This is a genomic window from Planctomyces sp. SH-PL14 (assembly GCF_001610835.1).
GTDB lineage: Bacteria > Planctomycetota > Planctomycetia > Planctomycetales > Planctomycetaceae > Planctomyces_A.
On the sequence record NZ_CP011270.1, the window covers coordinates 3354983 to 3379113 of the forward strand.

The 24131-nt window shown below is 66.6% G+C and carries 15 protein-coding genes; 12 read left to right on the forward strand and 3 right to left on the reverse strand.

The features are described from left to right. Nucleotides 1-85 precede the first annotated feature (85 nt). Nucleotides 86-3232, reverse strand: coding sequence for a WD40 repeat domain-containing serine/threonine protein kinase (locus VT03_RS13040; protein WP_075093373.1), 3147 nt, complete (start codon nucleotides 3230-3232; stop codon nucleotides 86-88). 523 nt (nucleotides 3233-3755) lie between these two features. Between VT03_RS13040 and VT03_RS13045 the strand changes: the two genes are divergently transcribed. The 11 genes from VT03_RS13045 (at nucleotide 3756) to VT03_RS13095 (ending at nucleotide 18301) form a co-directional block, all read left to right on the forward strand. After that, complete coding sequence (locus VT03_RS13045) at nucleotides 3756-4385, forward strand: prepilin peptidase (RefSeq protein WP_075093374.1); 630 nt, start codon at nucleotides 3756-3758, stop codon at nucleotides 4383-4385. Between the two features lie 73 nt (nucleotides 4386-4458). Next, nucleotides 4459-4866 (forward strand): TadE/TadG family type IV pilus assembly protein, encoded by a 408-nt coding sequence (locus tag VT03_RS13050; RefSeq protein WP_075093375.1) that lies wholly within the window; start codon nucleotides 4459-4461, stop codon nucleotides 4864-4866. A 106-nt stretch (nucleotides 4867-4972) separates the two neighbouring features. Further along, on the forward strand, nucleotides 4973-6073 hold the full coding sequence (cpaB, locus tag VT03_RS13055; protein WP_156514464.1) for a Flp pilus assembly protein CpaB: 1101 nt from the start codon (nucleotides 4973-4975) through the stop codon (nucleotides 6071-6073). Between the two features lie 251 nt (nucleotides 6074-6324). Continuing rightward, nucleotides 6325-7503 (forward strand): hypothetical protein, encoded by a 1179-nt coding sequence (locus VT03_RS13060; RefSeq protein ID WP_075093377.1) that lies wholly within the window; start codon nucleotides 6325-6327, stop codon nucleotides 7501-7503. A 52-nt stretch (nucleotides 7504-7555) separates the two neighbouring features. Then, a complete protein-coding gene (locus VT03_RS13065) occupies nucleotides 7556-8878 on the forward strand; it encodes a CpaF family protein (RefSeq protein ID WP_075093378.1) in 1323 nt (440 codons plus the stop codon). A gap of 79 nt (nucleotides 8879-8957) precedes the next feature. Continuing rightward, nucleotides 8958-9806: a type II secretion system F family protein gene (locus tag VT03_RS13070; protein ID WP_075093379.1), complete on the forward strand. Its 849-nt coding sequence runs from the start codon at nucleotides 8958-8960 to the stop codon at nucleotides 9804-9806. A gap of 117 nt (nucleotides 9807-9923) precedes the next feature. After that, nucleotides 9924-11120: a type II secretion system F family protein gene (locus VT03_RS13075; protein ID WP_075093380.1), complete on the forward strand. Its 1197-nt coding sequence runs from the start codon at nucleotides 9924-9926 to the stop codon at nucleotides 11118-11120. 428 nt (nucleotides 11121-11548) lie between these two features. Continuing rightward, nucleotides 11549-12076, forward strand: coding sequence for a hypothetical protein (locus tag VT03_RS13080; protein WP_075093381.1), 528 nt, complete (start codon nucleotides 11549-11551; stop codon nucleotides 12074-12076). Between the two features lie 178 nt (nucleotides 12077-12254). Then, nucleotides 12255-14699 (forward strand): DUF1549 domain-containing protein, encoded by a 2445-nt coding sequence (locus tag VT03_RS13085; RefSeq protein WP_082846173.1) that lies wholly within the window; start codon nucleotides 12255-12257, stop codon nucleotides 14697-14699. A 114-nt stretch (nucleotides 14700-14813) separates the two neighbouring features. Beyond that, nucleotides 14814-16142: a DUF1501 domain-containing protein gene (locus tag VT03_RS13090; protein WP_075093382.1), complete on the forward strand. Its 1329-nt coding sequence runs from the start codon at nucleotides 14814-14816 to the stop codon at nucleotides 16140-16142. 32 nt (nucleotides 16143-16174) lie between these two features. Beyond that, entirely contained in the window at nucleotides 16175-18301 is a 2127-nt protein-coding gene (locus tag VT03_RS13095) for a hypothetical protein (protein ID WP_075093383.1), read from the forward strand. 175 nt (nucleotides 18302-18476) lie between these two features. Here VT03_RS13095 and accC read toward each other — a convergent pair whose 3' ends face one another. Both accC and accB read right to left on the reverse strand, forming a co-directional pair. Next, complete coding sequence (accC, locus tag VT03_RS13100; RefSeq protein WP_075093384.1) at nucleotides 18477-19820, reverse strand: acetyl-CoA carboxylase biotin carboxylase subunit; 1344 nt, start codon at nucleotides 19818-19820, stop codon at nucleotides 18477-18479. 241 nt (nucleotides 19821-20061) lie between these two features. Beyond that, nucleotides 20062-20577 (reverse strand): acetyl-CoA carboxylase biotin carboxyl carrier protein, encoded by a 516-nt coding sequence (gene accB, locus VT03_RS13105; protein ID WP_075093385.1) that lies wholly within the window; start codon nucleotides 20575-20577, stop codon nucleotides 20062-20064. Between the two features lie 1445 nt (nucleotides 20578-22022). Here accB and rho point away from each other — a divergent pair. Further along, entirely contained in the window at nucleotides 22023-24116 is a 2094-nt protein-coding gene (rho, locus tag VT03_RS13110) for a transcription termination factor Rho (RefSeq protein WP_082846174.1), read from the forward strand. Nucleotides 24117-24131 lie beyond the last annotated feature (15 nt).

Sequence of the window (24131 nt, forward strand, 5' to 3'; positions counted from 1 at the left end):
ATTCATCCTCAACAGAGCCCGGATCGAACGAAAAGCAGCCACAACGCAGGCGCCCAGCGAAGGTACTATACGATCGAGAGCACCGTTACTCAACAAACGGCTTTAGCGGGCTGCTCATCGGCTGGACTGGCTTTGCCCGCCAGACGCGAATCTCCCCAATCAGGCCTCCCGAGACAATCGTCTGGCCGTCCGCCTCGGTCGCCACCGAAAAGACCTGGCGAAAGTGCCCCCGCAGCGGCGCAATCAGCTCGCCCGACCGAATGTCCCACAGCTTCAACTGAAAGTCCCGGCCGGCCGAGACCAGGGTCGTGCTGTGCGGCAGGACCGCGAGCCCGTGAATCCGTCCCGTGTGCCCCTTGATCTTCGCCCGGGTCTGGCCCCTCGCAGGATCCCAGAACAGCAGGTCCCCCGCCCCCGTCGCAATCGCCAGCGTGCCGTCCGGGCAGTAGGCCAGGGCCGTCGGAGCCTCGTCCAGCGGGATCACCTCGCGGGTCGTTCCACTCCCCACGTCCACCAGCTCCACCGTCCGGGCGACGCGGGCCACGGCCACCGTTCGGTCGTCCGCCGCCAGAGCGATCGCCGCGACCTCCGACGGCCCCGCGGCAATCTCCCGCACAGGCTTCGACCAGTCCCCCGCGTCGTAGAGCACCAGCGGCCCCCCCCGCCCCGCGCACCCGAACAACCGCCCCGACGGGGAGAAGCCGATCGCCACCGCCCCAGTCGGCTGCGTCGGCAACTCCCGCTCGATCTGGAGCGTCTCGGCGTTCCAGAGCGTCACGACCGGCTTGTTCCAGACTGTCGCCAGCAGCCCTCCTCTCGGCTGGAGCACGACGAGGCGCCCCGTCCGCTCCGGATCGCCCGGAAGCGGGGTCCAGCGTCCGGTTTTCAGGTCCCACACCCGCATCTCGGCGGAGTCGTAGGCCGCCACGACCCGGTGGCCGTCCGGAAGACACTGGAGGCTGCGGACGGGGGGCGAGTCGGTCCGGTCCTCCTCCTCCGGGTCGGGCTGTTCGCCGTACCACAGGACCTCCGGGACATCCAGCCCTTCGGGACGGAGGATCGTCACGCTGCCGTCGCCGCTGCCGAGGACCAGGGCGCGGCCGTCCACCGACGCCGCCAGGGTCCCCACCGTCAGTCCGTGGGTATCGTGCACCTGCTGTTCCTGACGGCTGTCGATGTCGTAGAAGTGCATCTGCCCGTCATTCGCCGCCACCGCCACGATGTGCGTCCCGGCCACGAATTCCAGGGCGTCCATCCGGCCCCAGGCCATCTGGCCGGAGAGAACCTCATCGGTCGAAAGCGAGCGCGTCGTCAGGACGCCGTTGAAGTCCCCCGCCGCGATCAGCGTTCCATCCCGCGAGACGGCCAGGCACCGGAGGTTCGGACGCAGCGTGAACTGGCGGATTGGAACGGGGACCTCTCCCGTTCCCTGACCGACGGCCGCCTCGACGTCCCACACGCGGACCTGGCCCGCCTCCGTGGCGACGAAGAGCGTCCCGCCGTCCGCGGAAAAGCGGGCATCGGAAGGAACGGCCTGCTGTCCGGTCGGGATCTCGGCCAGCTTGTTCCCGGTCGCGGCCTCCCACAGCCGCACCGCCCCCTTGTTGCCCACCGACAGCACCCGGCGGCCGTCCGGCGAGAAGCGGACGCGGCGGATCCGCGGGCCATGCCGCATCTCCCTCACCATCCGCTCGCCAGCCAGCGGTTCCCACAGCCGGACGAAGCCGTCCTTCCCTCCCGTCGCCAGCCGCGCGTCGGTCGGAGAGAACTCGACCGATTGAAACGGCTGCTCGGGGTCTCCCGCCAGGGTCCGGATCAGGTCGTTGGTCCGGGAGTCCCACACGCGGACTTCCCCTCCCTCGCCGATCGCGGCGGAGAGGCCGCCATCCCGCGAAAGGGCCACCGCCTCCACGGCGCCGCCGGCGTTGGCCACGGAGTGGAGCGGGCGGAGGACCGTGTCGAAGTAGCCCCAGGCGAACCCGCGGAAGCGGGACATCTCGGGATCGGCGGCGATGCGGGAGAGGATGTCCCGCACCCCCAGGATGTCGCCGTTGTCGAGATGGTTCGCCGCCAGGTTCAGCCACGAGTGGTACAGCGACAGCCGGGCCGCCGACGCGTTCGCCTCCGCCTTCCGCCAGAAGGTCGAGACGCCGATCAACCCGGCGGCCAGGCTCAGGATCGTGCTCGCCAGGAGCCCGGAGATCGCCGGCCGCTTGCGGCACCATCGCCAGGTCCGTTCCACACGGGAGATCGGCCGGGAGCGGATCGGCTCTCCGGAGGAGAAACGGACCAGTTCGTCCGCCAGGTCCTGGGCGGTCGCGAACCGCTTGTCCGGATCGCGCTCGAGGCACTTGAGGCAGATCGTCTCCAGGTCCCGGGGGATGCGGATGTCGAAGGTCCGGGGGGAGGGGGGATCGTCCGAGACCTTCTGGAACAGGACGGCGCTGTTGTTTCCGCGAAACGGAGTCTCGCCGGTTAGCATCTCGAAGAGCGTCACGCCGAGGGCATAGATGTCCGACCGCGCGTCGGTCGCCTGGGTCCGCCCTCCCGCCTGTTCGGGGGACATGTAGCGGGCGGTGCCGACCACCTGCCCCTCGGGGGGCTGCAGCGGGTCGAAGGCGGCGGTCTTGGCGATCCCGAAGTCGGCGATGTAGGGCTCGCCCGCCTTGTCCAGGAGGATGTTGGCGGGCTTGATGTCCCGGTGCACGACGCCGTGCTGATGGGCGAAGTGCAGGGCGCGGGCCACGGGGAGGAGCAGCTGGACGCAGCGGACGATCGACGGCCGGCCGGCCGTGAGGAAGTCGCGGAGCGTGAGCCCGTCAATCAGCTCGCTGGCGATGTAGACCTGTCCGGTCTCCTCCCCGACCTCGAAGACCGAGACGATGTTCGGATGCTGCAGGCGGGCCGCCGTCCGGGCCTCGAAGAGGAGGTTCTCCGAATCGGTCCCGGCCGCCCGCGGCAGCTTGAGCGCCACCTCGCGGCCGAGGTGGTCGTCGCTCGCCAGCCAGACCTCGCCGAACCCGCCCTGCCCGAGGCGTTTGAGCAGGCGGAAGTGCGCGACCTGCATCGACTCGATACTGGCCGTGCCGTGATAGGTGGCGGTCCGGCCTTCGTCCGGCTCGTCGCAGACGGGACAGGTGGAGCGGGTCTGCGTCACCGACGGATCGAACGGAAGCTCCCGGGAGGCCGCATCGGGCAGAGGCCGGTCGCACTTGGGACATCGACTGACCATGACCCGCCCTCCAGACCAGCCTCCGGATTCGATGGCCGTCTCGAATCGAAAGCCGCGCACAGGATCGTTGGGGGCCCGCCCGTCGGCCCGCCGGCATCAGCCTTTCCACTCGCTCCGGTCCTGTCAACCCCGTGTCCCGTTGAATCCGCTGCTGCCGCTGGTGGATCGGGGGGCCGGAACGGGGCCGGACGGTATCTGCGCGGCAAGGAGGCGAGGGGCCAGTGAACTCCGATGCGCCCGCGCCGGGTGACGCGCGGGGAGCCCACCGACGAGCGCAAACCCCGTTCGAAATCGCAACACGACGGTCGCAGGGATTTGACTGGTTGTAGCGACTGAGCGGCCTCCCGGCGGGCACGATGCAGAGCCGCAACATCCGGAATTTTCGTTGCACGATGGCAGCTTGACCGTCTCGCAAACGAAACCTGTAACGGTTTCGCAACATTCGCAGTGCCTGCCGGAAGCGTGTGATAGGTTTGCCAGACAATCTCGGAAATCTGTTCGGAGCGGGGCGATCCCGTTGTTTATGGCCGACCTGTCTACCTCATCGCTCGTCCTTGCCTGCGCCATGGCGGTCTTCACGCTCGTGGCGGCGTTCTGGGACCAGCGGTTCATGAAAATCCCCAACAAGCTGACCCTCCCGGTATTCGCGCTGGGATGGATCTACCAGGGGGTCTTCCACGGCTTCCCCGGAGTCCTGAACGGACTCGGCGGGTTCGTCGTGGGGTTCGGAATCCTGTTCCTCCTGTGGATGGTCGGCGGCGGCGGCGGCGGGGACGTCAAGCTCATCGGCGCGCTGAGCGTCTGGATGGGATACCGCATGACCCTGGCGGTGATCGCCATCAGCGTCGTGCTCGTCGTCGTCCTGACCATGGCCGTCGTCCTGTACGGCGTGATGAAGCGCGGGATGCGGAAGACCAAGGACGAGTACCTGGCGACCGGCAAGGGAAAGCCGACGCTCAAGGAATCGATCGAAAAGAAGCAGGGCCGGCGAGTCATGGCTTTCGCCCTCCCGGTCTGCATCGCGACGTGGATCGTCCTGGCCTGGTTCCTCCCGCGGATCGACCGGGAACTCAAGGCCAAGGAAGAAGCCGCCAAGGCCAAGCCCGCCGCGGCCGCCGTTCAAACCGATTCGCAGCCCTGGCCGGACGTGTAAGCGTTCGAGTCCCCCCGACTCTCGAGCAGGCCGGACCGTCACCAGGCGGCCGGCCCCGCAGGCCAAAGTCCCCATGATCCGAAACACCGCACATCCTCCGACGCGCCGCCGCGGGCTCCTGAGCATGGAGCTCGTGCTGACGCTTCCGATCCTCGGCATCCTGCTGCTGGGGATGTTCGAATTCTCGATGCTGTTCTTCGCCCGCGGGGCCGTCGTCGACGCCTGCCGGGCGGGAGCCAAGCAGGCGACGCTGCAGGGAGCGACACAGGCGGATGTCGAAGTCGCCGTGCTGAATCTCCTGGGCGGCCGACTGCACGAGAACGCCCAGGTCGAGGCCGTCCTCGGAAAGAACTCCGGCGATCCGGTTTCGGTCGCGGTCTCGGTTCCGATGAACGCCGCCGTCCCGGACCTGCTCTGGGTCGTCGGCTTCAGCCTCAAAGACCAGTACCTGTTCTGCCAGACCCAGATGAGCAAGGAATAGGGAACCGAGAGCCCGGTCACGGGCCCTCTGACACCCGACGCCTTGCATCCCAATAACTGACACCTGCCTACCGCACAACGGACGCCTTTCGACTGGAGACCTTCCCGTGAGACGTGTGACGCCCGCGTTCCTGACAATGATCATGCTGCTCGTCGTGGGCGGCCTGGTGGTTCTGTATGTCGGCAAGCGCCTCCTGGCGAAGCCGGAAGCCCCGCCGCCGGCGCTCCAGACGGTTCCGATGGCGATCCAGGACCTGCCGGCCGGCACGGTCATCACCTCGGAGCACCTCGCCAAGGGGCGAATCCTGTCTTCCAAGCTCGTTCCCGAGAACGCGCTGACCAACGACCCCCTCATCGGCCGCGTCGTGAAGAACCCGATCACGCACGCCACGCCGATCAAGACGACCGACCTCTACCTCCCGAACGAGTTCCCGCCGCTGGTCCTCGGCGCCGGGATGGAAGCGATGACGTTCCCCACCGGGACCGCCTCCATGACCGTCGACGGGATCGTCAAGACGGGGGACCGGGTCAACATCCAGTTCACCCCCGCCAGCGCTCCGGATATGAATGAGACCGGCGGCTACACCATGACCCTCATGAAGGGGATCAAGGTCCTGGCGATGAACCGCAACCTGGCCGGCGCCCCGGCCCGCGGCCGGGCCACCGGCTCGATGGTCGTCGAGGTTTCTCCGGAGCAGGCCAAGATCCTGCTGCTCTGCAAGGACAAGGGGCAGCTCAACATGACCTACACGACCGAGACCGAGAACAGCGGCCGGATCGTCCTCAAGGACTCGGAAAAGGCGACCCTGGCCGAGATCCTGAACGTTTCGCCTCCGGACAAGCCCATCGCTCCGATCGTGACCGAGCTCTACTCGGGCAACGGCCGCCGGCTGCACACGTTCAAGGACGGTCTCCGGGCCGACCGGTACGGCATCGAGCGGTTCGACTACAACCGCAACCGCGGATTCGGCGGGGGCTTCGGCGACTTCGGCGGCGGCAACGTCGCCCCGGTTCCGGATGAGAACCAGGTCTTCGGCTCCGGCAGCGGAAACTACCTGTCGGTCCCGGCGGGCGCCCAGGGGGGAGCCGGCAATGGCGGATTCGGCGGCAATGGCGGCATGGGTGGCAACAACGGATTCGGCGGCAACGCCGGATTCGGCGGAGCCGGAAACGGAGCCGCCGCCGCCCGTCCTGAAGGCGGAAACTGAGATTGGCTGAGACACGAGACCTCCGGGAGCCGAAGAGTCGATGGGACTCTTCGGCTTTCGGCCTCGACGGCCCCGCCTCGATGGCTCCCGATTGAACGACACACCCCGAAGGATGGCCCCTTCGGACTCTTCGGCAGGGATTCGCTGATCCACCTGTCTTCCCGCTTCCTCGTCCCCCTGATCGCGAAGCCGCCGTGCTCCGACGCCGAACAACTCGCCCAGCCGCCTCGCGGACGAACCGTCGCGGGAGCATGATCCCCGCGCTCGCCTTCGCGATGCTCGTGGTCGGCCTGGCGATCGCGCTCGTGGTCGACCGGCTGTGGCTCGACGCGGCCCGCGTCGAACTGACCGCCGCGGCCGAGGCGGCCGCCCTCGCGGCCGCCGGACGGGTGGCCGACGACGCGCTCCTGAAGCCCGACGCCGACCTCCAGCCGGTCCTCGAAGCGGCCCGCCAGAAGGCGGTCGAAGTCGCCGCCGGCAACCAGGCCGCCGGATCCCCGGTCACGCTCAACCCGGCCGAGGAGGGAGACATCCGCTTCGGCCGGCTCATCCGGGACGGAAAGACCGGCAAGCCGCTCTTCCTGGAAACGGAGTCCCGCCCGACCTCCGTCGTGGTCTTCGCGGAGCGGACCCACGGCCGGGGGAATCCGGTCGCGCTCTTCTTCCGCCAGCTTACCGGACAATCGGCCGGCAACCTGATCGTGTCGGCCGAGGCGACGATCGACAACCGGATCGCCGGCATCCGTCCCTACCAGGGAGCCAACACTCCGGCGATCCCCCTCGCCCTCCTCGACAAGCACCTCGATCCCAAGCGGCTCGACACCTGGACGCTCCAGATCGACGGCCGCGCCGGCTCGGACGACTTCGGATTCGACGCCGCGACCGGCGAAGTGACTCCCGGAGGAGACGGCATCCCCGAGATGCTGATCTACGGCGCGCCGCAGCAGGCCAAGGAAGAAGACGTCCAGAAGGCCAACTGCCATTTGGCGGACATCGGCACGGGACTCCAGCCGGACGCGGTCGCCCGCCAGTTCGACGAAGGCTGGAGCCACGAGGACCTCGCGGATTTCGGCGATGAACTCCGGACCGACGAAGGGCCGCAGTCGCTCGACTCGAACGCGATCCTCACCGATGCCGAGACGACCTCGCTCGAAGGACTCGTCGGCCAGGCCCGGATCTGCCTCCTGTATGCGAACCCGCGGTCGGTCGGGAGCACCGGCGAGTGCAAGATCGAGGCGACCCGCCTCGTCGCGGTCCGGATCCTGAACGTCCGCCCGGCCACCAAGAAGTCGGTCGAGATTCTCGTCCAGCCCGCCGTCGTCACGACCCGCACGGCGATCCTGTCCGAGCCCGACCCCGCCTGGAGCCCCGATCCCGGCGTCTCCTACGACACGAACCCGTACATCTACAAGCTGTTCCTCACGCAGTGAGCGCGGGAACACGATCGCATTGCGCCCGCCTTCCACCGCAAGGTTTTCCCTCATGGTCACCGGAACCGAGAACCGCCGCAGCTTCCAGCAGCTCAAGACGAAGCTGCACCGCCAGATCGTGGACGTGATCGACATGTCCAAGGCGGGGGAGATCGGCCAGGAGGAGTTCCGCAAGCAGCTCCGCTCGCTGGCCAACCACCTCGTCACGCGGCCGGAGGTGAACCTCGCCGGGCGGGACAAGGACCTGATGGTCCAGGAGCTGATGGACGAGATCTACGGGTTCGGCCCGATCCAGGAGGTGATGGACGACCCCGAGGTGAGCGACGTCCTGGTCAACGGCGCCGACACGGTCTTCGTGGAACGGAACGGTCTCCTCGAAAAGACCGACATCAAGTTCGCCGATGACGAGCACCTGCTGCAGTTCATCCAGCGGCTCGTCGGCCGCGCCGGGCGGCGTATCGACGAAACGACCCCGATGGTCGACGCCAAGCTGGCGGACGGCTCGCGTCTCCACGCGGTCATCCCGCCGCTCGCCCTCCGCGGACCGACCCTCTCGATCCGGCGGTTCAAGAACAAGATCGTCCAGCTCGAGGACATGGTCCGGACCGGGACGCTGGCTCCCGAGATGTCGGACTTCCTGGTCCAGGCGGTCCGCGGCCGGATGAACATCCTGCTGTCGGGCGGTACCGGCGCCGGCAAGACCACGATGCTCAACAACCTGAGCCGCTTCATCCCGGCTTCCGAGCGGGTCGTCACGATCGAAGAAACGGCCGAACTCCAGCTCCAGCAGGCGGACGTCGTGGGCCTCGAGACCCGCGTGCCGAACGTCGAAGGGAAGGGGCTCGTGACCCCCCGCGACCTGCTCCGCAACTCACTGCGTATGCGTCCGGACCGGATCATCGTCGGGGAAGCCCGCGGCGGCGAAGTCCTCGACATGCTCCAGGCGATGAACACCGGCCACGACGGCTCGATGAGCACCGTCCACGCCAACGACACCCGCGACGCGCTCTCCCGCCTCGAGCTGATGATCGCCCTCTCGGGGGCGGAGCTGCCGACCCGCGTCACCCGCCAGTACATCGCGACCGCCCTGCAGATCTTCGTCCACGTCCAGCGCCTCCCGACCGGGGAGCGGAAGATCATGCGGATCTCCGAACTCGCCGGCGTGACCGATGGCGAGTTCGACCTGGAAGACATCTTCGTCTACCGCATGGCGGGGACGGACGTGCACGGCCGGACCATCGGCTCGTTCTACGCCACGGGGTACGAGCCGCAGTGCCTGCGGCGGATGAGCACCCGCGGCTACGAACTTCCCGCCCGTCTGTTCCAGGCCCGCGAACTGCGGACCGGCGGCGAATACCGCCCCGTGGGACTGTGACTCGAAAGGCCTGACGACACGTCACGCCTGATCCGTTGTCTCCAGTCCCCCGACCCTAGTCCTTTGACCTTCTCTCATCATGGCCGCACCCACCATCGAAGTTCGTCCGGAATTTGCGGGGATCCTCCGCAATGATGAGACCAACTACGTCGAGAGCGACGCCTCGGTCGGCAACCGCATCAACGGCTGGTTCGACACGCTGCTGGTCCAGTCCGGACTGGGGATCTCGCCGACCGTGATGATGTTCCTGTCGTTCCTGGGGGGACTCGTCCTGGGGGGGGCTGCCTTCGTCTGGCAGGAGAACCCGCTGACGACCGCCATCGGGGCGTGCATCGGCTTCCTGCTGCCGATCCTGCTCGTGATGTTCCTCCGCCAGCGGCGGCAGACGACGATCATGAACCAGCTTCCGCCGATGATCGACGAGCTGGCCCGCGCGGCCAAGACCGGCCGCAGTATCGAACAGTGTTTCCAGCTCGTGGCGGCCGACACCCATGCCCCGCTCGGTTCCGAACTCCAGGTCTGCGCCCGCCGCCTGGAGCTCGGTCTGCCGATGAGTGAAGCCCTTTCGGAGCTTCCGTACCGGACCGGGGTCGTCAGCACGAGCGTTCTCACAACCGCCCTCGGCGTGCACCAGCAGACCGGGGGAGACCTTGTCCGCGTTCTGGAACGGCTGGCCATCACGGTCCGCGACCGTATCCAGTTCATGGGACGGCTCCGGGCCGCGACCGCCGCCAGCCGGTACGTCGCGTTCCTGATGCTCGCCCTCCCCCCGGCGATCCTGGCGTTCTTCACCTTCCGCGACCCGGACTACCTCAAGAACCTCATGGACTCCGAGTGGGGCCGGTGGACGATCATCTCCGCCGTGATCCTCGAAATCGTCGGCGTCATCTGGATCCTCCGCATCCTCGGCAAGAGCAGCCAGACGTAGGAAGGGGACGACGGTCCAGGGACTAGGGTCCAGGGACCTCAAGCGAGTTTACGTCCCCAAGCTCTCTACCTTCCGCCTTCAGCCTTACGCCTTCCGTCTCACGCACCACCGACTACCATGCTCAATCTCAGTCCTGCCAGCCGGATGGTCCTCCTCGCCCTGGCGGCGCTCGCCGTGGTGGTGCTCGTCGGGCGTCTGTTCGTGAAGTGGATCCGTTCGCGCCCGGCCCGGCCCGGCAAGGCGGCCCGCAGCAAGGCCGCGGCGCCGATCGCCGGCACGATCACGCCGGAGGCCCGGCAGCCGGTGGCGGCCAAGAGCGAGGAGGGGCCCGCCGCCCCCGCCTCTCCGTTCACCGTCCCGTTCTCCGCTCCCAAACCTGCCGCTCCGAAGGGGGCCGCCGCGCCGGCGCGGGTGGCGAAGGGGTTCCCGGAACCTCCGCCGTACAACCCGGACAACGCCTCGCTGCCGCTCGACTTTGCCGAGTTCCCGGACGCGGACGTGAGCGACTATCGCTACGGCTCGATGACGCCGGTCCTGGCGGCCATGCTGCCGGAGTCGGATGAACGCCGCCGGAACGCCACCCGGTTGCTCCGCAACGCGGGAGAATACAACCGGCACGCCTGGCACAACTTTGCCGCGGCCCGCTATCTGGGGATCATCCTGCCGATCCTGTTCTTCGGCGTGATGCTCCTGGTGGTGCCGGAGCGGCTCGAAGGGCTGATGATGGCGGGGCTCGTGGTCGGCCCGCTCCTGGGCTGGTCGCTGCCGACGCTGATGCTGCAGAGCAAGGCGACGTCCCGCCTGTCCGAGATCGCCCAGGGGATTCCGGACATGCTGGACATCCTCAACATGTGCGTGAGCCAGGGGATGACGGTTCCGACGTCGCTTGGCCGCGTCGGCCGCGACCTGGCGCCGGTTTATCCCGCGCTGTCGAAGGAGCTGAAGATCGTCACCGAGCAGGCGCGGGTCGGGACGCTGAACCAGGCGCTGGCCGGGTTCAGTCACCGTTGCGACCTTCCGGAAGTCCACTCGTTCACGTCGCTGTTGATGCAGACGGAGAAGATGGGGACGAGCATGTCGAGCGCGCTGACGGAGTACAGCGACAACATGCGTGAGACGGTGAAGCAGCGGGCGGACGAGAAGTCGAACTCGGCGTCGTTCAAGCTGTTGTTTCCGACGGTGTTGTGCCTGATGCCGGCGGTGTTCTTGCTGTTGCTGGGGCCGGCGATTGTGGAGTTGTCGAACTTCTTCAATCGCGGTGGTTCGGACATCTTGAATACGGGTGGCCGCGCAGTTCAGCAGTCGCGCCGCTAAACCTCGTCGACCAAACCGGGTCCAGGGGCACCCTGGTGGGGGGATGCAAGGGGGGCAACGCCCCTCTTGCCCGCCGGAGGCCCTCTCGTCGAGAGATGCCTGAAGGAGATCGTGTCCAAGCGCGGGGGACGTGTCGGATGCTCCCTCACCAACCCGCGGGGACTTCTTAGCGAGCAGTCAGGTCGAAACGCCGGTCCCACAAAGGGGATGTCCGTTGCTTTCCACGGTTCCTCATGGAAGCGCCTCCGGCGGCAAGGGGTGACCCCCTTGACCCCGGCTGCCGTCGCACGTTGGGTTTGACGTCGCAACGTCGTGCCGGCAAGGACACGCATCGAGCCAGCAGAACGGCCGCCCGACTTGCATCACCACGGCCTCCCCGGAAGACTCGCCCAAAGAGACGAGCTCCAATTCTTCGGGAGGAACAGGCAATGGCGGGCACAACGTGGCGGACAGGACTCGGCTGGGGACTCGGACTCCTGATCCTCTCCATCGCCTGGGGGGCCGAGCCGGACAAGCCAGCCGGCGCGACCTACACCGACAACGACTACGGCTTCTCACTCGCCCTTCCCAAGTTCGAAGGACGCGGCCAGCAGACCGAACTGCTCATGTCCTACCACGCGGCCGCAGTCGACGGATTCTCCTCCAACCTCAACATCCAGGCCCAGAAGGGGAAGTTCACCCGCGACCAGTACCGGGCCCTCTCCGAAGGCCAGATGAAACAGGTCGGCTTCACCATCCATTCGACGGAAGAACTCCAGGTCTCTTCGGCCGACGCCCTGCTCCTGGACTACGAGGGCAAACTCCAGGAGACCCCCTTGCACTGGCTGGCGCTCGCCGTCATCCGCGACGACCACGTGCTGCTCGTCAGCTGCACGGCAATGGAATCGCAATTCCCAATGGTGAAGGAGCAGTTTCTGAACAGCCTCAAGACCTTCAAGCTGACACCCGCCCGCTGACGTCCGATCCGCCCGGGCCGGCGAACGACTCCGACTGTTCCGTCCGGGCCACCCGGAGGACGGCCGAGGAGCACCGCGAAGCTCGGCCCCGAGCGAATGACGAGAGATTGCATCGCATCAACGTCGATTGATACAGTGATCCGATTGGGTTTCTCCATCGAGCGCTCGGCGGAGTTTCATGGGCGGCATCACATCGGTCCGGCTGCGGTCACAGGGTCTCGTTGCGCTGGCAACCGGGGCCTGGCTTCTCCTTTTGGCGGCGCCCGGCCTGTCCGCCGACCCGCTGCGGGTCTCTCCTGACTCAATCACGTTCCAGGACGCCTACGCCCGCCGGCAACTGCTCATCGAGCAGGGGAACCAGGACGTCACGCGCCGCGCGGAGTACCGCAGCGCCGATCCGGCGATCGCGGAAGTCGATGCGGCCGGCTACGTGCTGCCGCGACGCGTCGGTGAAACGACCATCACGGCGTCGAGCGACGGAGTCTCGGCGACAGTTCCGGTCAAAGTCACGGCTCTCAACGCCGATCGGCGGATCGACTTCGCCACCGAGATCGAACCGCTGCTGACCCGCTACAGCTGCAACTCCGGCGGCTGCCACGGCAAGGCGAGCGGCCAGAACGGGTTCCGGCTCTCGCTCTTCGGGTTCGACCCGGAATTTGACTACCGGGCCCTCGCCTCCGAGGCCCGCGGACGACGGATCTCCGCCACCGCCCCCGAGCGAAGCCTGCTCCTCTCCAAGGCGACGGCCCAGGTCCCCCACGGCGGAGGGCGGCGGATCGAGCCCGGGAGCGAGCCGCACCAGGTTCTGCTGGCCTGGATCCGGTCCGGAGCTCCGCAGTCCGCCCCGGACGTTCCGCGTGTCGTCCGCGTCGTGATCGAACCGGCCGAGCGGATCTTCGCTCCCGGCGGCACGCAGCAGCTCCGGGTCACGGCCCGCTACAGCGACGGCGTCGAGCGGGACGTGACCCGCCAGACCGACTACGCCAGCAACCTCGACATCGTGGCCTCGGTCTCGAAGGAAGGGCATGTCACGACCTCCGACGGGACCGGCGAAGCGACCATCATGGCCCGCTACATGGGGCAGGTCGCGGTCTTCCGCGCCATCCGGCCTCACGGTGCCCCGCTGAACGAGATCCCCGAGTTCCAGCCTCTCAACGAGATCGACCGCCTGGCTCTCGCGAAGTGGAAGAAGCTTGGTCTGCGGCCATCTCCCGTCTGCGACGACGCAACGTTCCTCCGCCGGGCCACGATCGACCTCGCCGGACGGCTGCCGACCGTCGACGAGTCGCGGGCGTTCCTCGACGACGCCGCGGCGGACAAGCGGGAACGGCTCGTCGCGCGGCTCCTCGACGCGCCGGACTACGCCGCCTACTTCGCCCTCAAGTGGAGCGCGATCCTCCGCAACTCGCGGCTCGCCGGCGCCGACCAGGCGGCCTACGCCTTCCACAACTGGATCAAGGACAGCATCGCCCAGAACCGCCCCTACGATGAATTCGTCCGGGGGATCGTGGCCGCTTCGGGAGAATGGCAGGACGCCCCCGCGATCAACTGGTACTGGCAGTCGCGGGACGACCAGCTCCACACCGTGACGGCCGACACCGCTCAGCTCTTCCTGGGAATCCGGCTGCAGTGCGCCCGCTGCCACCACCATCCGTACGAGCGGTGGGGCCAGGGGGACTACTTCGGGCTGGCGGGCTTCTACGCCCGGCTCGGACGGAAGAGCTTCGGCCAGCCGCCGCCGTACTTCAGCTCCAGCCAGCGGACGACCGGCGAGCGGAATCCGGTCACCGGGAAGGAACTCGAACCGAAGTTCCTCGACGGCGATGTCGTCGACCTCCCGCCCGAGCAGGACCCGCGGCACGCCCTCGTCGACTGGATGGCGAAGCCCGAGAACCCGTTCTTTGCCAAGGCCTATGTGAACCGGATCTGGGGACACTTCTTCTCGATCGGCCTCGTCAACGAGGTCGACGACATGCGGGAGACCAATCCCCCCTCGAACCCCGAGATTCTCGACTGGCTGGCGGGGGAGTTCACCCGGACCGGGTTCGACCGCAAGCACATCGCCCGCCTGATCGCCGGGAGCCGGCTCTATCAGCTCAGCGCCGACCCGCGGCCGGAGAACGAACGGGACCGCCAGAACTTTGCCCGGTTCTACGCCCGGCGGATGATCGCGGAAGTCCTCCTCGATGCGGTCGACCAGACCTGCGGCACGCGGACGAACTTCGGCAACATGAGCGCCACCGCAAGGGCGATCGACCTGCCGCACGAGGGGTTCGGCTCCTACTTCATGGACACCTTCGACCGCCCCGGCCGCGTCACCGTCTGCGAGTGCGAGCGATCGCCGGGGGCGACACTCGCCCAGGTTCTCCTGCTGGGGAACTCGGACGAGATCGAGAACAAGCTCGCCGATGGCAACGGCCGGATCGCCAAGGCCCAGCAGGCGAATGTCCCCCCGGAAACGATGGTTGAAGACCTGTACCTGGCCGCCTTCAGCCGCCGCCCGACCCCGGATGAGCGGACGACCGCCCTCGGTTTCCTCCAGCCGGCCACCGACAAACGGAAGGCCGCCGAAGACCTGTTGTGGACGCTGCTGAATTCGCGTGAGTTCAGCTTCAATCACTAATCGCAATGTTTTGAGACGTGAGTTCGATGGTTCCCCAGCATCGCCATTCGTGTTCGAGAAGAGCGTAGACCCTCGCCCGTCTTTTCCCTCCTCGCCCTCCAACGCCTCGCCGCCATGATCGACATCCCCCTGAGTGCGACGTCTTCCCGGACCTGCGATGGCGTGAGCCGGCGGAGCATGCTCCGCGTCGGTTCGCTGGCCCTCGGCGGGCTGTCGATGGCCAGTTGGGCCCGAAGCGCAGCGGCCGATGGCACCGGCGACCGGCCGAAGAAGGCGGTCATCCAGATCTGGCAGGCCGGGGGGCCGAGCCACATCGACATGTACGACCTGAAGCCCGCCGCGCCGGCCGAGTACCGCGGCGAGTTCCGGCCGATCACAACCAACGTCGGCGGAATCGTGATCGGCGAGCATCTCCCCTACCAGTCGCAGGTGATGGACAAGCTGGCGATCGTCCGCTCCGCGTTCCACACGAACGCCGGGCACGGCATGGGCTCGCAGTGGATGCTCACCGGCTGGCAGCCGACGATCGAAGTCGACAACAACGTCTACCCCTCCTGCGGCTCGATCGTGGCTCGGCTGCGGGGGGCTAACTCCCCCGAGCTCCCCGCCTACGTGAACCTGCCGCGGATGCTGAACCTCGGAAAGTCCGCCTACCTGGGGGCGTCGTTCAACCCCTTCGCCCCTGACAACGACCCGAACAACGACGGCTTCCAGGTCCGGAACCTCAAGCTCCCCGGCCGCGTCGACCTCTCCCGGCTCGAGAACCGCCGGAGCCTCATCGGCAAGCTCGACACTGTCCGCCGCGACCTCGACGCCCAGGGCGATATGAAGGAAGTCGACAAGTTCTACGCCCAGGGGCTCGACATGGTGACGAACGACCGGGCCCTGAAGGCGTTCGACATCAAGGCCGAAGCCCCCGCGCTCCGCGACCGCTACGGGCGGAACGACCTCGGCCAGAGCTGCCTGCTCGCCCGGCGGCTCGTCGAAGCGGGGGTAACCTACATCACGATTCAGGCCGGCGGCGGTTGGGACACCCACGGGGACAACTTCAAGCAGCTCAAGGACAACCTGCTCCCCAAGTACGACCGGGCCCTCGCGGCCCTCGTCACCGACCTGTCGGACCGGGGGCTGACCAAAGACGTCCTCGTGATGGCCTTCGGCGAGTTCGGGCGGACCCCGCGGATCAATCCGGGAGCGGGACGCGACCACTGGCCAGGGGCGATGTCGGTCGTCATGGCCGGCGGCGGACTCAAGATGGGGCAGGCGATCGGCGAGACCGACTCGAAGGCCGAGTACCCGATCAGCAAACCGTACTCACCGGGCTGCGTCCTCTCGACGATGTATCACGTCCTGGGGGTCGACTACCGCCATAACTTCTTCGATCAGGCCCAGCGGCCGCTGGCGGTGCTGCCCGAAGGAACGCCGATCCCCGAGTTGATCTGAAGCCGACTGATTTAAGGCGGAGCTGTCGATTCATGCTGCGTTCCGTTCTGATCGCGACCGCGGTGCTGCTGCCGTGCCTGTCGCTCCATGCCGATCTCCCTTCGCTCCGGTTCGACCAGATGAGCCCGCTCGGCGTCTCGGCCGGCGGGAGCGTCGAAGTCGAGGTTAAGGGGAACCACCTCGAAGGGGTCGACCGGCTCGTCTTCGACCAGCCCGGCATCACCGCCGAACCGGTGATGGGCAAAGAACGGTTCTTCCGGATCACGATCAGCGACAACGTTCCGGTCGGGACGTACGACGTCTATCTCTCGGGACGGTTCGGCGTCAGCAACCCGCGGCTCCTGGCGGTGACGAAGGGGCTCGCCGAGGTGGCCGACAACGGCAAGAATCGCACTCCCACAGAGGCCCAGCCGATCGAGCTCAACACGGCGGTGAACGGGACCGCGGACGGCAACGCCGACGACTTCTACCGGCTCGTCCTGCGGCAGGGGCAGCGGATCACGGTCGACTGCCAGGCGGGACGCCTCGGCTCGCAGCTCGACGCCGTGATGTCGCTCACGACGCCGGATGGCCGCGCCCTCGCGACGAGCAGCGACTGGTTCGGCCCCGATCCGTTTCTCGACGTCGTCGTCCCGGCGGACGGCGAGTATCTCGTCGCGCTGCACGATCTCTCCTACCGCGGCGGTCAGCCGTACCGGCTCGTCGTCTCCGACCGGCCGCGGGTCGACCACGTCTTTCCCGCGGCCGTGCAGGCGGGCCCTCCGGCGAACCTGACCGCGTTCGGCCAGAACTTTTCCCCTCTCGGGGGCAGTCCCTCAAGCTGGAACGAAGGGGGAGGGCCGCTCGACCAGCGTCCATTCGCCTGGACCGCCGATCCCGCGGTCCTCGAAAACGGAAATTACCTCTTCCGCGATCACCCCTCGCACCATTCCACTTCGCCGACCGCGGCGACCTGCACGCTGACCGGCCAGCAGGTCGTGATGGACGGGATCGACGCCCTGTGGAGCTTTCCTCCGGTCGTCGTGACGCCGCATCCGGTCGTCCTCGACCAGGAGCCGAACGACGCGGCCGACGCCGCACAGAAAGTCGCCCTTCCGCTCGTCGTCGCCGGACGGTTCGACCGGCCGCAGGACGCCGACTGGTTCGAGTTCCAGGTCCCGGAGAACGGGGCCTACAACATCAACGTTTACTGCGAGCGGATCGCCGGCCGGGCCGATCCCTATCTCGTCCTCACCGACGCCAAGGGGAACCGGCTCAACGAGCTCGACGACTTCGGACACCGGATCAGCGGCTTCGACGGCCACCTTCGTGACCCGTCGCAGGAGGTGAACCTCAACAAGGAGACGACCTACCGGGCCCTCGTTCAGGACCGCTACCGCCGCGGCGGAGCCCGGTATCTCTACGTCCTCGAGATCGCCAGGGCCGAGGCGGACTTCTACCCCGCGGTGATCCATCGCTCGAACCAGGACCCGGCCGGGACGACCGTCTTCAAGGGGACCGCGACCTATCTCGACGTCGTCCTCCATCACCGCGGCAACGCGCGGAGCGACGTGACGATCACCGGCGAGGACCTTCCGCCGGGGCTCCATGTCGCTCCGACGACGATCACCAGCAACACCCGCGGACACGTCGTGTTGTGGGCCGACGACAACGCCCCGGACTGGACCGGCCCGATCCGGCTGGTGGCGACGTCGACGACGGACGGCAAGACGATCCGCCGGGTCGTCCGTCCTTACAGCCGCGTGTGGAACAACAGCGGGACGAGCCTCGTCCACCGCTCGCAGATGGTCGCGATCCGCGAACCGGGTCCCTTCGACCTGGCGATCGAGCCGGCGGAGATCGAAGTCAAAGCGGGGGACAAGGTGGAGCTGACGCTGAAGCTCACCCGCCGCTGGCCGGAGTTCCGGAGCAAGGTCGCGATCCAGCCGCTCGAATGGCCGGGTCAGTTTCGCCTGGGGAACTTTGACATCGCCTCCGACGCGACCTCAGCGCCGCTCAAGGTCGAGGTGCAGCAGGGCACCCGTCCCGGCCGCTACACGCTGACGGTCCTCGGTCAGGCGCAGGTCCCGTTCGACAAGGATCCGAACAAGATGCCGAAGCCCGAAACTCTCGTGGCGACGCCGAGCCGCCCGGTGACGTTCATCGTCCGCGAGAAGTAACCATCACGCGATGTGGTGAACCCCGACTGGGACGATCCGTTCGGGCGGGAAGCGGGCTTCGATGCTCTCTCTGATCTGTGTTTATCCGTGTTTATCTGTGGCCCAGAATTCTTAGCCACAGATAAACACAGATGCACACAGATAGGAAAGCAGGCTGCGGACGAAGCCGTCTTCGCTACTTGAGCAGCTCGCGCTCGACGTACTTCGTGTCGCCGGTCCCTTCGTTGAAGACCGTCGTGTCGAGGATCCGGCGGGCCATCGGGATCGAGGTCTTGATCCCTTCCACGACGAACTCGTCGAGAGCCCGCTTCGTCGTCTTGATCGCCTCGGCCCGGTCCTGCTTGTGAACGATCAGCTTGCCGATCATCGAGTCGTAGTACGGCGTGATCTTGTAGCCTTCGTGGACATGCGAATCGAACCGCACGCCAAAGCCGCCGGGGACGCGGAGCTTCGTGATCGTTCCCGGACAGCCGCGGAAGCCGTTGTCCGGGTCCTCGGCGTTGATCCGGACCTCAATCGCGTGGCCGTACTGCCCGATCTCCCTCTGCTTCATCGGCAGCTTCTCGCCCGCCGCGACGAGGATCTGCGACTTGATCAGGTCGATCCCGGTCACCTGCTCCGTCACCGGGTGCTCGACCTGGATCCGGGCGTTGACCTCGATGAAGTAGAAGTTGTTCTCCTGATCGACGATGAACTCGCACGTTCCGGCGTTGTAGTAGCCGGCGGTCTTCGCCAGCCGGACGGCCGCTTCGCAGAGCTGCTCGCGAATCTTCTGCGGCAGGTTCGGCGCCGGGCTCTCTTCAATCAGCTTCTGGTGCTTCCGCTGCATCGTGCAGTCGCGTTCCCACAGGTGCAGCACATTGCCGTGCTGGTCGCCGATGAGCTGGACTTCGACGTGCCGCGGCTTCTGGACGAACTTCTCGATGTAGACCCCGCCGTTCTTGAACGCCTTCTCGGCCTCGTTGGCCGCGGCCTTCAGCTCGACGCGGAGCATCTTCTCGTCCATGGCGGGGCGGATGCCTTTGCCCCCGCCGCCGGCTGTCGCCTTGATCAGGACCGGGTAGCCGATTTCCTTCGCGACCCGGACCGCTTCCTCTTCGCTCTCGACGAGCCCTTCGCTGCCGGGAACGGTCGGGACCTTCGCCTTCCGGGCGATGCGGCGGGCCGCGACCTTGTCACCGAGGGCGTGCATCGCGTCGTGCGGCGGGCCGATGAACTCGATGTTGGCCGCCCGGCACTGCTCGGCGAAGAGGTAGTTCTCCGAGAGGAAGCCATATCCGGGGTGGATCGCGTCGACGTTGCCGACTTCGGCGGCGCTGATGATCCGGTCGACCCGCAGGTAGCTCTCGCTCGCCTGCGCGGGGCCGATGCAGAACGCCTCGTCCGCCATGCTCAGGTAGTGGGCCCCGCGGTCCGCCTCGCTGAAGACGGCGACGGTCTGGATGCCGAGTTCCTTGCAGGCCCGCATGACCCGCAGAGCGATTTCCCCGCGGTTGGCGATCAGGATGCGATTGAACATGAAGGAGAGGCCGAAGGCTGGAGACTGAAGGGGAAGGCCGGAAGCGGGAGGAGCCGCGTCGATCGACGTCCAGCGGCTCCGCGAAGCGATGTCCGGCCTGCCTCCTCCCTGAAACTCGAAGTGCTGCGTGTCGGTGGGCTGCGTGAAAGGCCGCCGGGGTCGCGCAGCGGACGTTCGGGCCGCGCAAGTCCTCTCTCCGCGAGGGAGAGAGGGGACGGGCCCGGGACCGGACGGCGGCGGGTCAGTCCGCCTTCACCAGGAACAGGGTCTGGCCGAATTCCACGGCGTCCCCGTCCTTGGCCAGGATCTTGGTGATCGTTCCGGCAACGTCCGCCTTGATCGGGTTGAAGAACTTCATCGCCTCGACGAGGCAGACGGTCGTATCCGCCTTGACCTTGTCCCCCACCTTGACGAAGGCGGGCTCGCCCGGCTGCGGCGACGCGTAGAACGACCCGACCATCGGGCTCTTGACCGGCGTTCCGACGTCAGCCGCCGGGGCGGCGGGAGCGGCGGCCGCGGGAGCCGCAGCGACCGGAGCCGGCGCGGCGTGAGCCATGGGAGCGGCCGGAAGCGGGATCGACGGGTAGCCGGCCATCGGGTGCATCGGCACGGCGGGCACGAGTTCCTTGGTGCCGCGGCGGAGGAGCCACTGCTGGTCGCCCCGGCGAAGGCGGACTTCGCGAAGGTCGTGCTTCTCCATCAGCTCGATCAGCTGCTGCAGTTTGTCGAGATCGAACGTCTCACTGGACTGGGCCATCGTGGTCTCTAGTGGGAACTTCGCTCAGGTCGCGGAGCGAGATCGGGTCATCGGCTGACGGGGTCGCGGAGGAGCGGTTTGCGGGAGACTCTGGGAGTCTCGTCTCAAACATCTCGGCCGCTTCGCGAGCCGACCCCTGGTCGGAGCGGAGCGCGAAGCTGGAAAAATATAGTGGCGGAGAAGTTCCAGCAACCGACGTCCTGGCCGGCGGGGGCTGGAACGTCTCACGTCCGCCACGCCGCAGCGAAAGAGCCCCGTCATAAGGAGAGAAGCAATTTCCGCAGTCGGTCGTCATTGCCCAGGGAGAGAAGAGTCGACGAGACGGGCCGCAAAGAGGCGACTTCCTTGAGAAAATGTCATCCCTTGCTGATCTCAACTTCCGACATCGATCGGCGCGAGTCAGCTCCGCCTCCTGACCTTGGACACACGCCCGGAGAAACCCTGGGTGGGCGTTTTCCAAGCAGAAACCATGCTCGGGGACCGTTCATCGTGATAGATGGAAGCTCGAACTTTCCCCTTGACGGAGGGGCGCCTCGCAACCGATATTCCAGATGCGATTTGAATTGACAGTTTCCCCGAGGGGAGTACGATTTGAGTCGCACGAGGTTCGTGAAGACCTTCTTTCTGGTGGCACGGAAAGCTGCGGGATTACGACTCTGGTCTCCTGCACACGGGTTTGGCGAACCGGCTTACGAATTCGCTCGTAGTTTCCCAACGCGATTCAAAGCTCTACGGTCCTTGCGGACCCAAAAACCACACGGATCCCTCCTGGATCATTTTCGGGATCAGTCCCGTGTGTTTTGAAGAGTCTTGAGTTCCTGGGAGGCGTCGAGTCTCCTCACGCCTCGGTCCCCGAGGTCGGGGCTTATGGCCCGGTCGTGAGGAGGAGACGAGGAGGCTTGCGTGCCTGGATCCGGTCAGCGTTGGCCGGCTCCGAGTCGTTTTTTTGATGTGCGGCCCGTTGGTTGCACAAGTGTCAAGCTTCGCAGCAGGCGATGAGGTTGCTGCGGTTCGAGTGGGACTTCTGTCAGAACGGCGATTCGACATCCTTCTCAGTCGATTCCAGTTGAGCAGAACGTCTCCTGAGCGAGTGTGTTTGCGGTTTCGCGAACCCTCAATGGTTTCTCCCCGGCAGGTTCCCATGGCAGGAGTGGTTCTCCTGCAGAATCGCCGGACCTCCCTGTGGCGTCGAGTTGCGAGATTTCGGTCATTGTGCTGCGAGTCTGTCCGGAGATGTGGCTGTCGCCTGCGGGTCGAATGCGGATGGCATCGATCCGCTTCCCAGGGTTGGGCGACTTCCAATGCTCCGGACCGTCTGTCCATGTCGGCCAATCTGGACTCCGCTTCGATGCGGTCTTATGTCTTTGTCCATCACTCAAGGAATGGCATTGCCCGAACAGTCCGCTCGCTGATGACTGTTTGAAGTGATCTCTCTGGAACTTTCCATGCCCACCAATCGCTCACGTTCTACGTCCGGCAGCAGCCGGTCGACCACTCCCCGCCGCACCACCCGCAAGAAGGCGGAGCCGGTGGAGTCGATCCCGGAGCAGGACGATGTCGCTCTCGGCTTCGACTACGAAGAATCGGCCGACGCCGACTTCGGCGATGAAGAGCCGGCCGAAGAAGAAGCGGTCGCCGAAGAAGCCCCCAAGAAACGCCGCGCTCCCGCCAAGGCCAAGGCCGCCGCTCCCAAGAAGCGCCGCTCCACCAAGGCCGCCGAAGCCGAGGCCGAAGAAGCTCCGGCTCCCCGCGGCAAGGCCGCCCCGGTCGAAGCGGACGATGACTTCGGCGCCGGGGTCGATGTCCCCGAGCCGACTCCCGCTCCGTCCCCCATGCGGGCCGCGGCCTCCAAGCCGGCTCCGCCGGTGGTCGTGAAAGAGAACACCTACGCCTCGTACGGTCGCGATGACGACGATGAGGCGGACGAATTCGAAGACGGAGATTTCGAAGACGAAGGAGAAACCGCTCAAGGCTCCGGCGAAGGGGGCGAAGAAGGCGATCCCGGCCGCAAGAAGAAGCGCCGTCGCCGTCGTCGCAAAAAGAAGGGCGCCGCTGGTGAAGGGGCTCCCGAAGGGGGAGCCGCTCCGGCCGCTCCTGCGCCTCGTTCCGAAGGTCCGATGGATCGCGGTCCGGGCGGCGGAGGGGGCGGAGGCGGAATGCCGCAGCGGAATTTCCGCGATCGCGGCAACTTCCAGCAGGGTGGCGGAGGCGGTGGCTACCAGGGACGCTACGACCGCGGACCTCAAGGGGGCGGCGGTGGACGCTACCAGCAGGACCGTGGACCGGGCGGCCCCGGCGGGAACCGTTACAACGACCGTCCGCAGCAGCAGCAATACGGCGCCCGTCGTCCTCCCAACCGCGGTGGCATGCCGACCGCCAAGTACCAGCGGAACGCGCCTCCAGTCGATATGGGTGCGGTGCAGACCGGGACTCTGGAAGGGGTCCTCGAACTCCATCCCAAGGGATACGGCTTCCTCCGCGACGCGTCGAACGATTTCGGCGCCCGTGAGACCGACGCCTTCGTCTCCAGCTCGTTCGTCGAGCGGCATCATCTCCGCGAGGGGATTCTGCTGAAGGGTGAAGTCGGACCGGGAAGCCGTGGCCAGGGACCGCGTCTGCTTTCGATCGAGTCGATCGACGGCAAGCCGGTCGAGGACTACGAGGCCCTCAAGCACTTCGACACCTTGACCGCCATCAATCCGTTCGAGCTGATCAAGCTCGAGAGCGGGTCGACGCCGATCAGCATGCGGGTCATGGACCTGCTCTGTCCGATCGGCAAGGGGCAGCGGGCGCTGATCGTCGCTCCGCCCCGCAGCGGTAAGACGATGCTCCTTCAGGACATCGCCAACTCGGTCTCGAAGAACCATCCCGAGATTCACCTCATCGTGCTGCTCATCGACGAGCGGCCCGAGGAAGTGACCGAGATGAAGAAGACGGTTCGGGGCGAGATCATCGCGTCCTCGATGGACCGCGACATCGAGAGCCACGTCCGGATCAGTCAGCTCATCGTCGAACGCGGCAAGCGGATCGCGGAGTCGGGCAAGGACTGCTTCATCCTGCTGGACAGCATCACCCGGACCGCCCGCGCCTTCAACAAGTGGGTCGGCGGCGGCCGCGATGCGAAGATCCAGACCGGTGGTCTCGACGTCCGGGCGATGGAAATCCCCCGCAAGATGTTCGGTACCGCCCGGCGGTTCGAAGAAGGCGGCTCGCTGACCGTCTGTGGAACGTGTCTTGTCGACACGGGAAGCAAGATGGACGACGCGATCTTCCAGGAGTTCAAGGGGACCGGCAACATGGAAATGGTGCTGAGCCGCGACCTGGCCGACCGCCGCATCTGGCCCGCGATCGACATCACGAAGTCCGGCACCCGCCGTGAGGAGAAGCTCCTCTCGCCCGAGGTGTATGACGGGGTGACGATGCTCCGTCGGAGCCTGATCAATATGAACCCGGTCGAGGCGATGGAGCAGCTCAGCCGCACGCTGGCGAAGTTCCCGTCGAACAAGGAGTTCCTCGAGCGGCTGAAGAACATTCTCTAGGAGTCAGTTCACGGC

Excerpts from the sequence above, each read along its gene's own strand:
- VT03_RS13040 (WP_075093373.1), bottom strand. The coding sequence starts at position 3,232 with ATGGTCAGTCGATGTCCCAAGTGCGACCGGCCTCTGCCCGATGCGGCC.
- VT03_RS13045 (WP_075093374.1), top strand. The coding sequence starts at position 3,756 with ATGGCCGACCTGTCTACCTCATCGCTCGTCCTTGCCTGCGCCATGGCG.
- VT03_RS13050 (WP_075093375.1), top strand. The coding sequence starts at position 4,459 with ATGATCCGAAACACCGCACATCCTCCGACGCGCCGCCGCGGGCTCCTG.
- VT03_RS13060 (WP_075093377.1), top strand. The coding sequence starts at position 6,325 with ATGATCCCCGCGCTCGCCTTCGCGATGCTCGTGGTCGGCCTGGCGATC.
- VT03_RS13065 (WP_075093378.1), top strand. The coding sequence starts at position 7,556 with ATGGTCACCGGAACCGAGAACCGCCGCAGCTTCCAGCAGCTCAAGACG.
- VT03_RS13070 (WP_075093379.1), top strand. The coding sequence starts at position 8,958 with ATGGCCGCACCCACCATCGAAGTTCGTCCGGAATTTGCGGGGATCCTC.
- VT03_RS13075 (WP_075093380.1), top strand. The coding sequence starts at position 9,924 with ATGCTCAATCTCAGTCCTGCCAGCCGGATGGTCCTCCTCGCCCTGGCG.
- VT03_RS13080 (WP_075093381.1), top strand. The coding sequence starts at position 11,549 with ATGGCGGGCACAACGTGGCGGACAGGACTCGGCTGGGGACTCGGACTC.
- VT03_RS13085 (WP_082846173.1), top strand. The coding sequence starts at position 12,255 with ATGGGCGGCATCACATCGGTCCGGCTGCGGTCACAGGGTCTCGTTGCG.
- VT03_RS13090 (WP_075093382.1), top strand. The coding sequence starts at position 14,814 with ATGATCGACATCCCCCTGAGTGCGACGTCTTCCCGGACCTGCGATGGC.
- VT03_RS13095 (WP_075093383.1), top strand. The coding sequence starts at position 16,175 with ATGCTGCGTTCCGTTCTGATCGCGACCGCGGTGCTGCTGCCGTGCCTG.
- accC (WP_075093384.1), bottom strand. The coding sequence starts at position 19,820 with ATGTTCAATCGCATCCTGATCGCCAACCGCGGGGAAATCGCTCTGCGG.
- accB (WP_075093385.1), bottom strand. The coding sequence starts at position 20,577 with ATGGCCCAGTCCAGTGAGACGTTCGATCTCGACAAACTGCAGCAGCTG.
- rho (WP_082846174.1), top strand. The coding sequence starts at position 22,023 with ATGCCCACCAATCGCTCACGTTCTACGTCCGGCAGCAGCCGGTCGACC.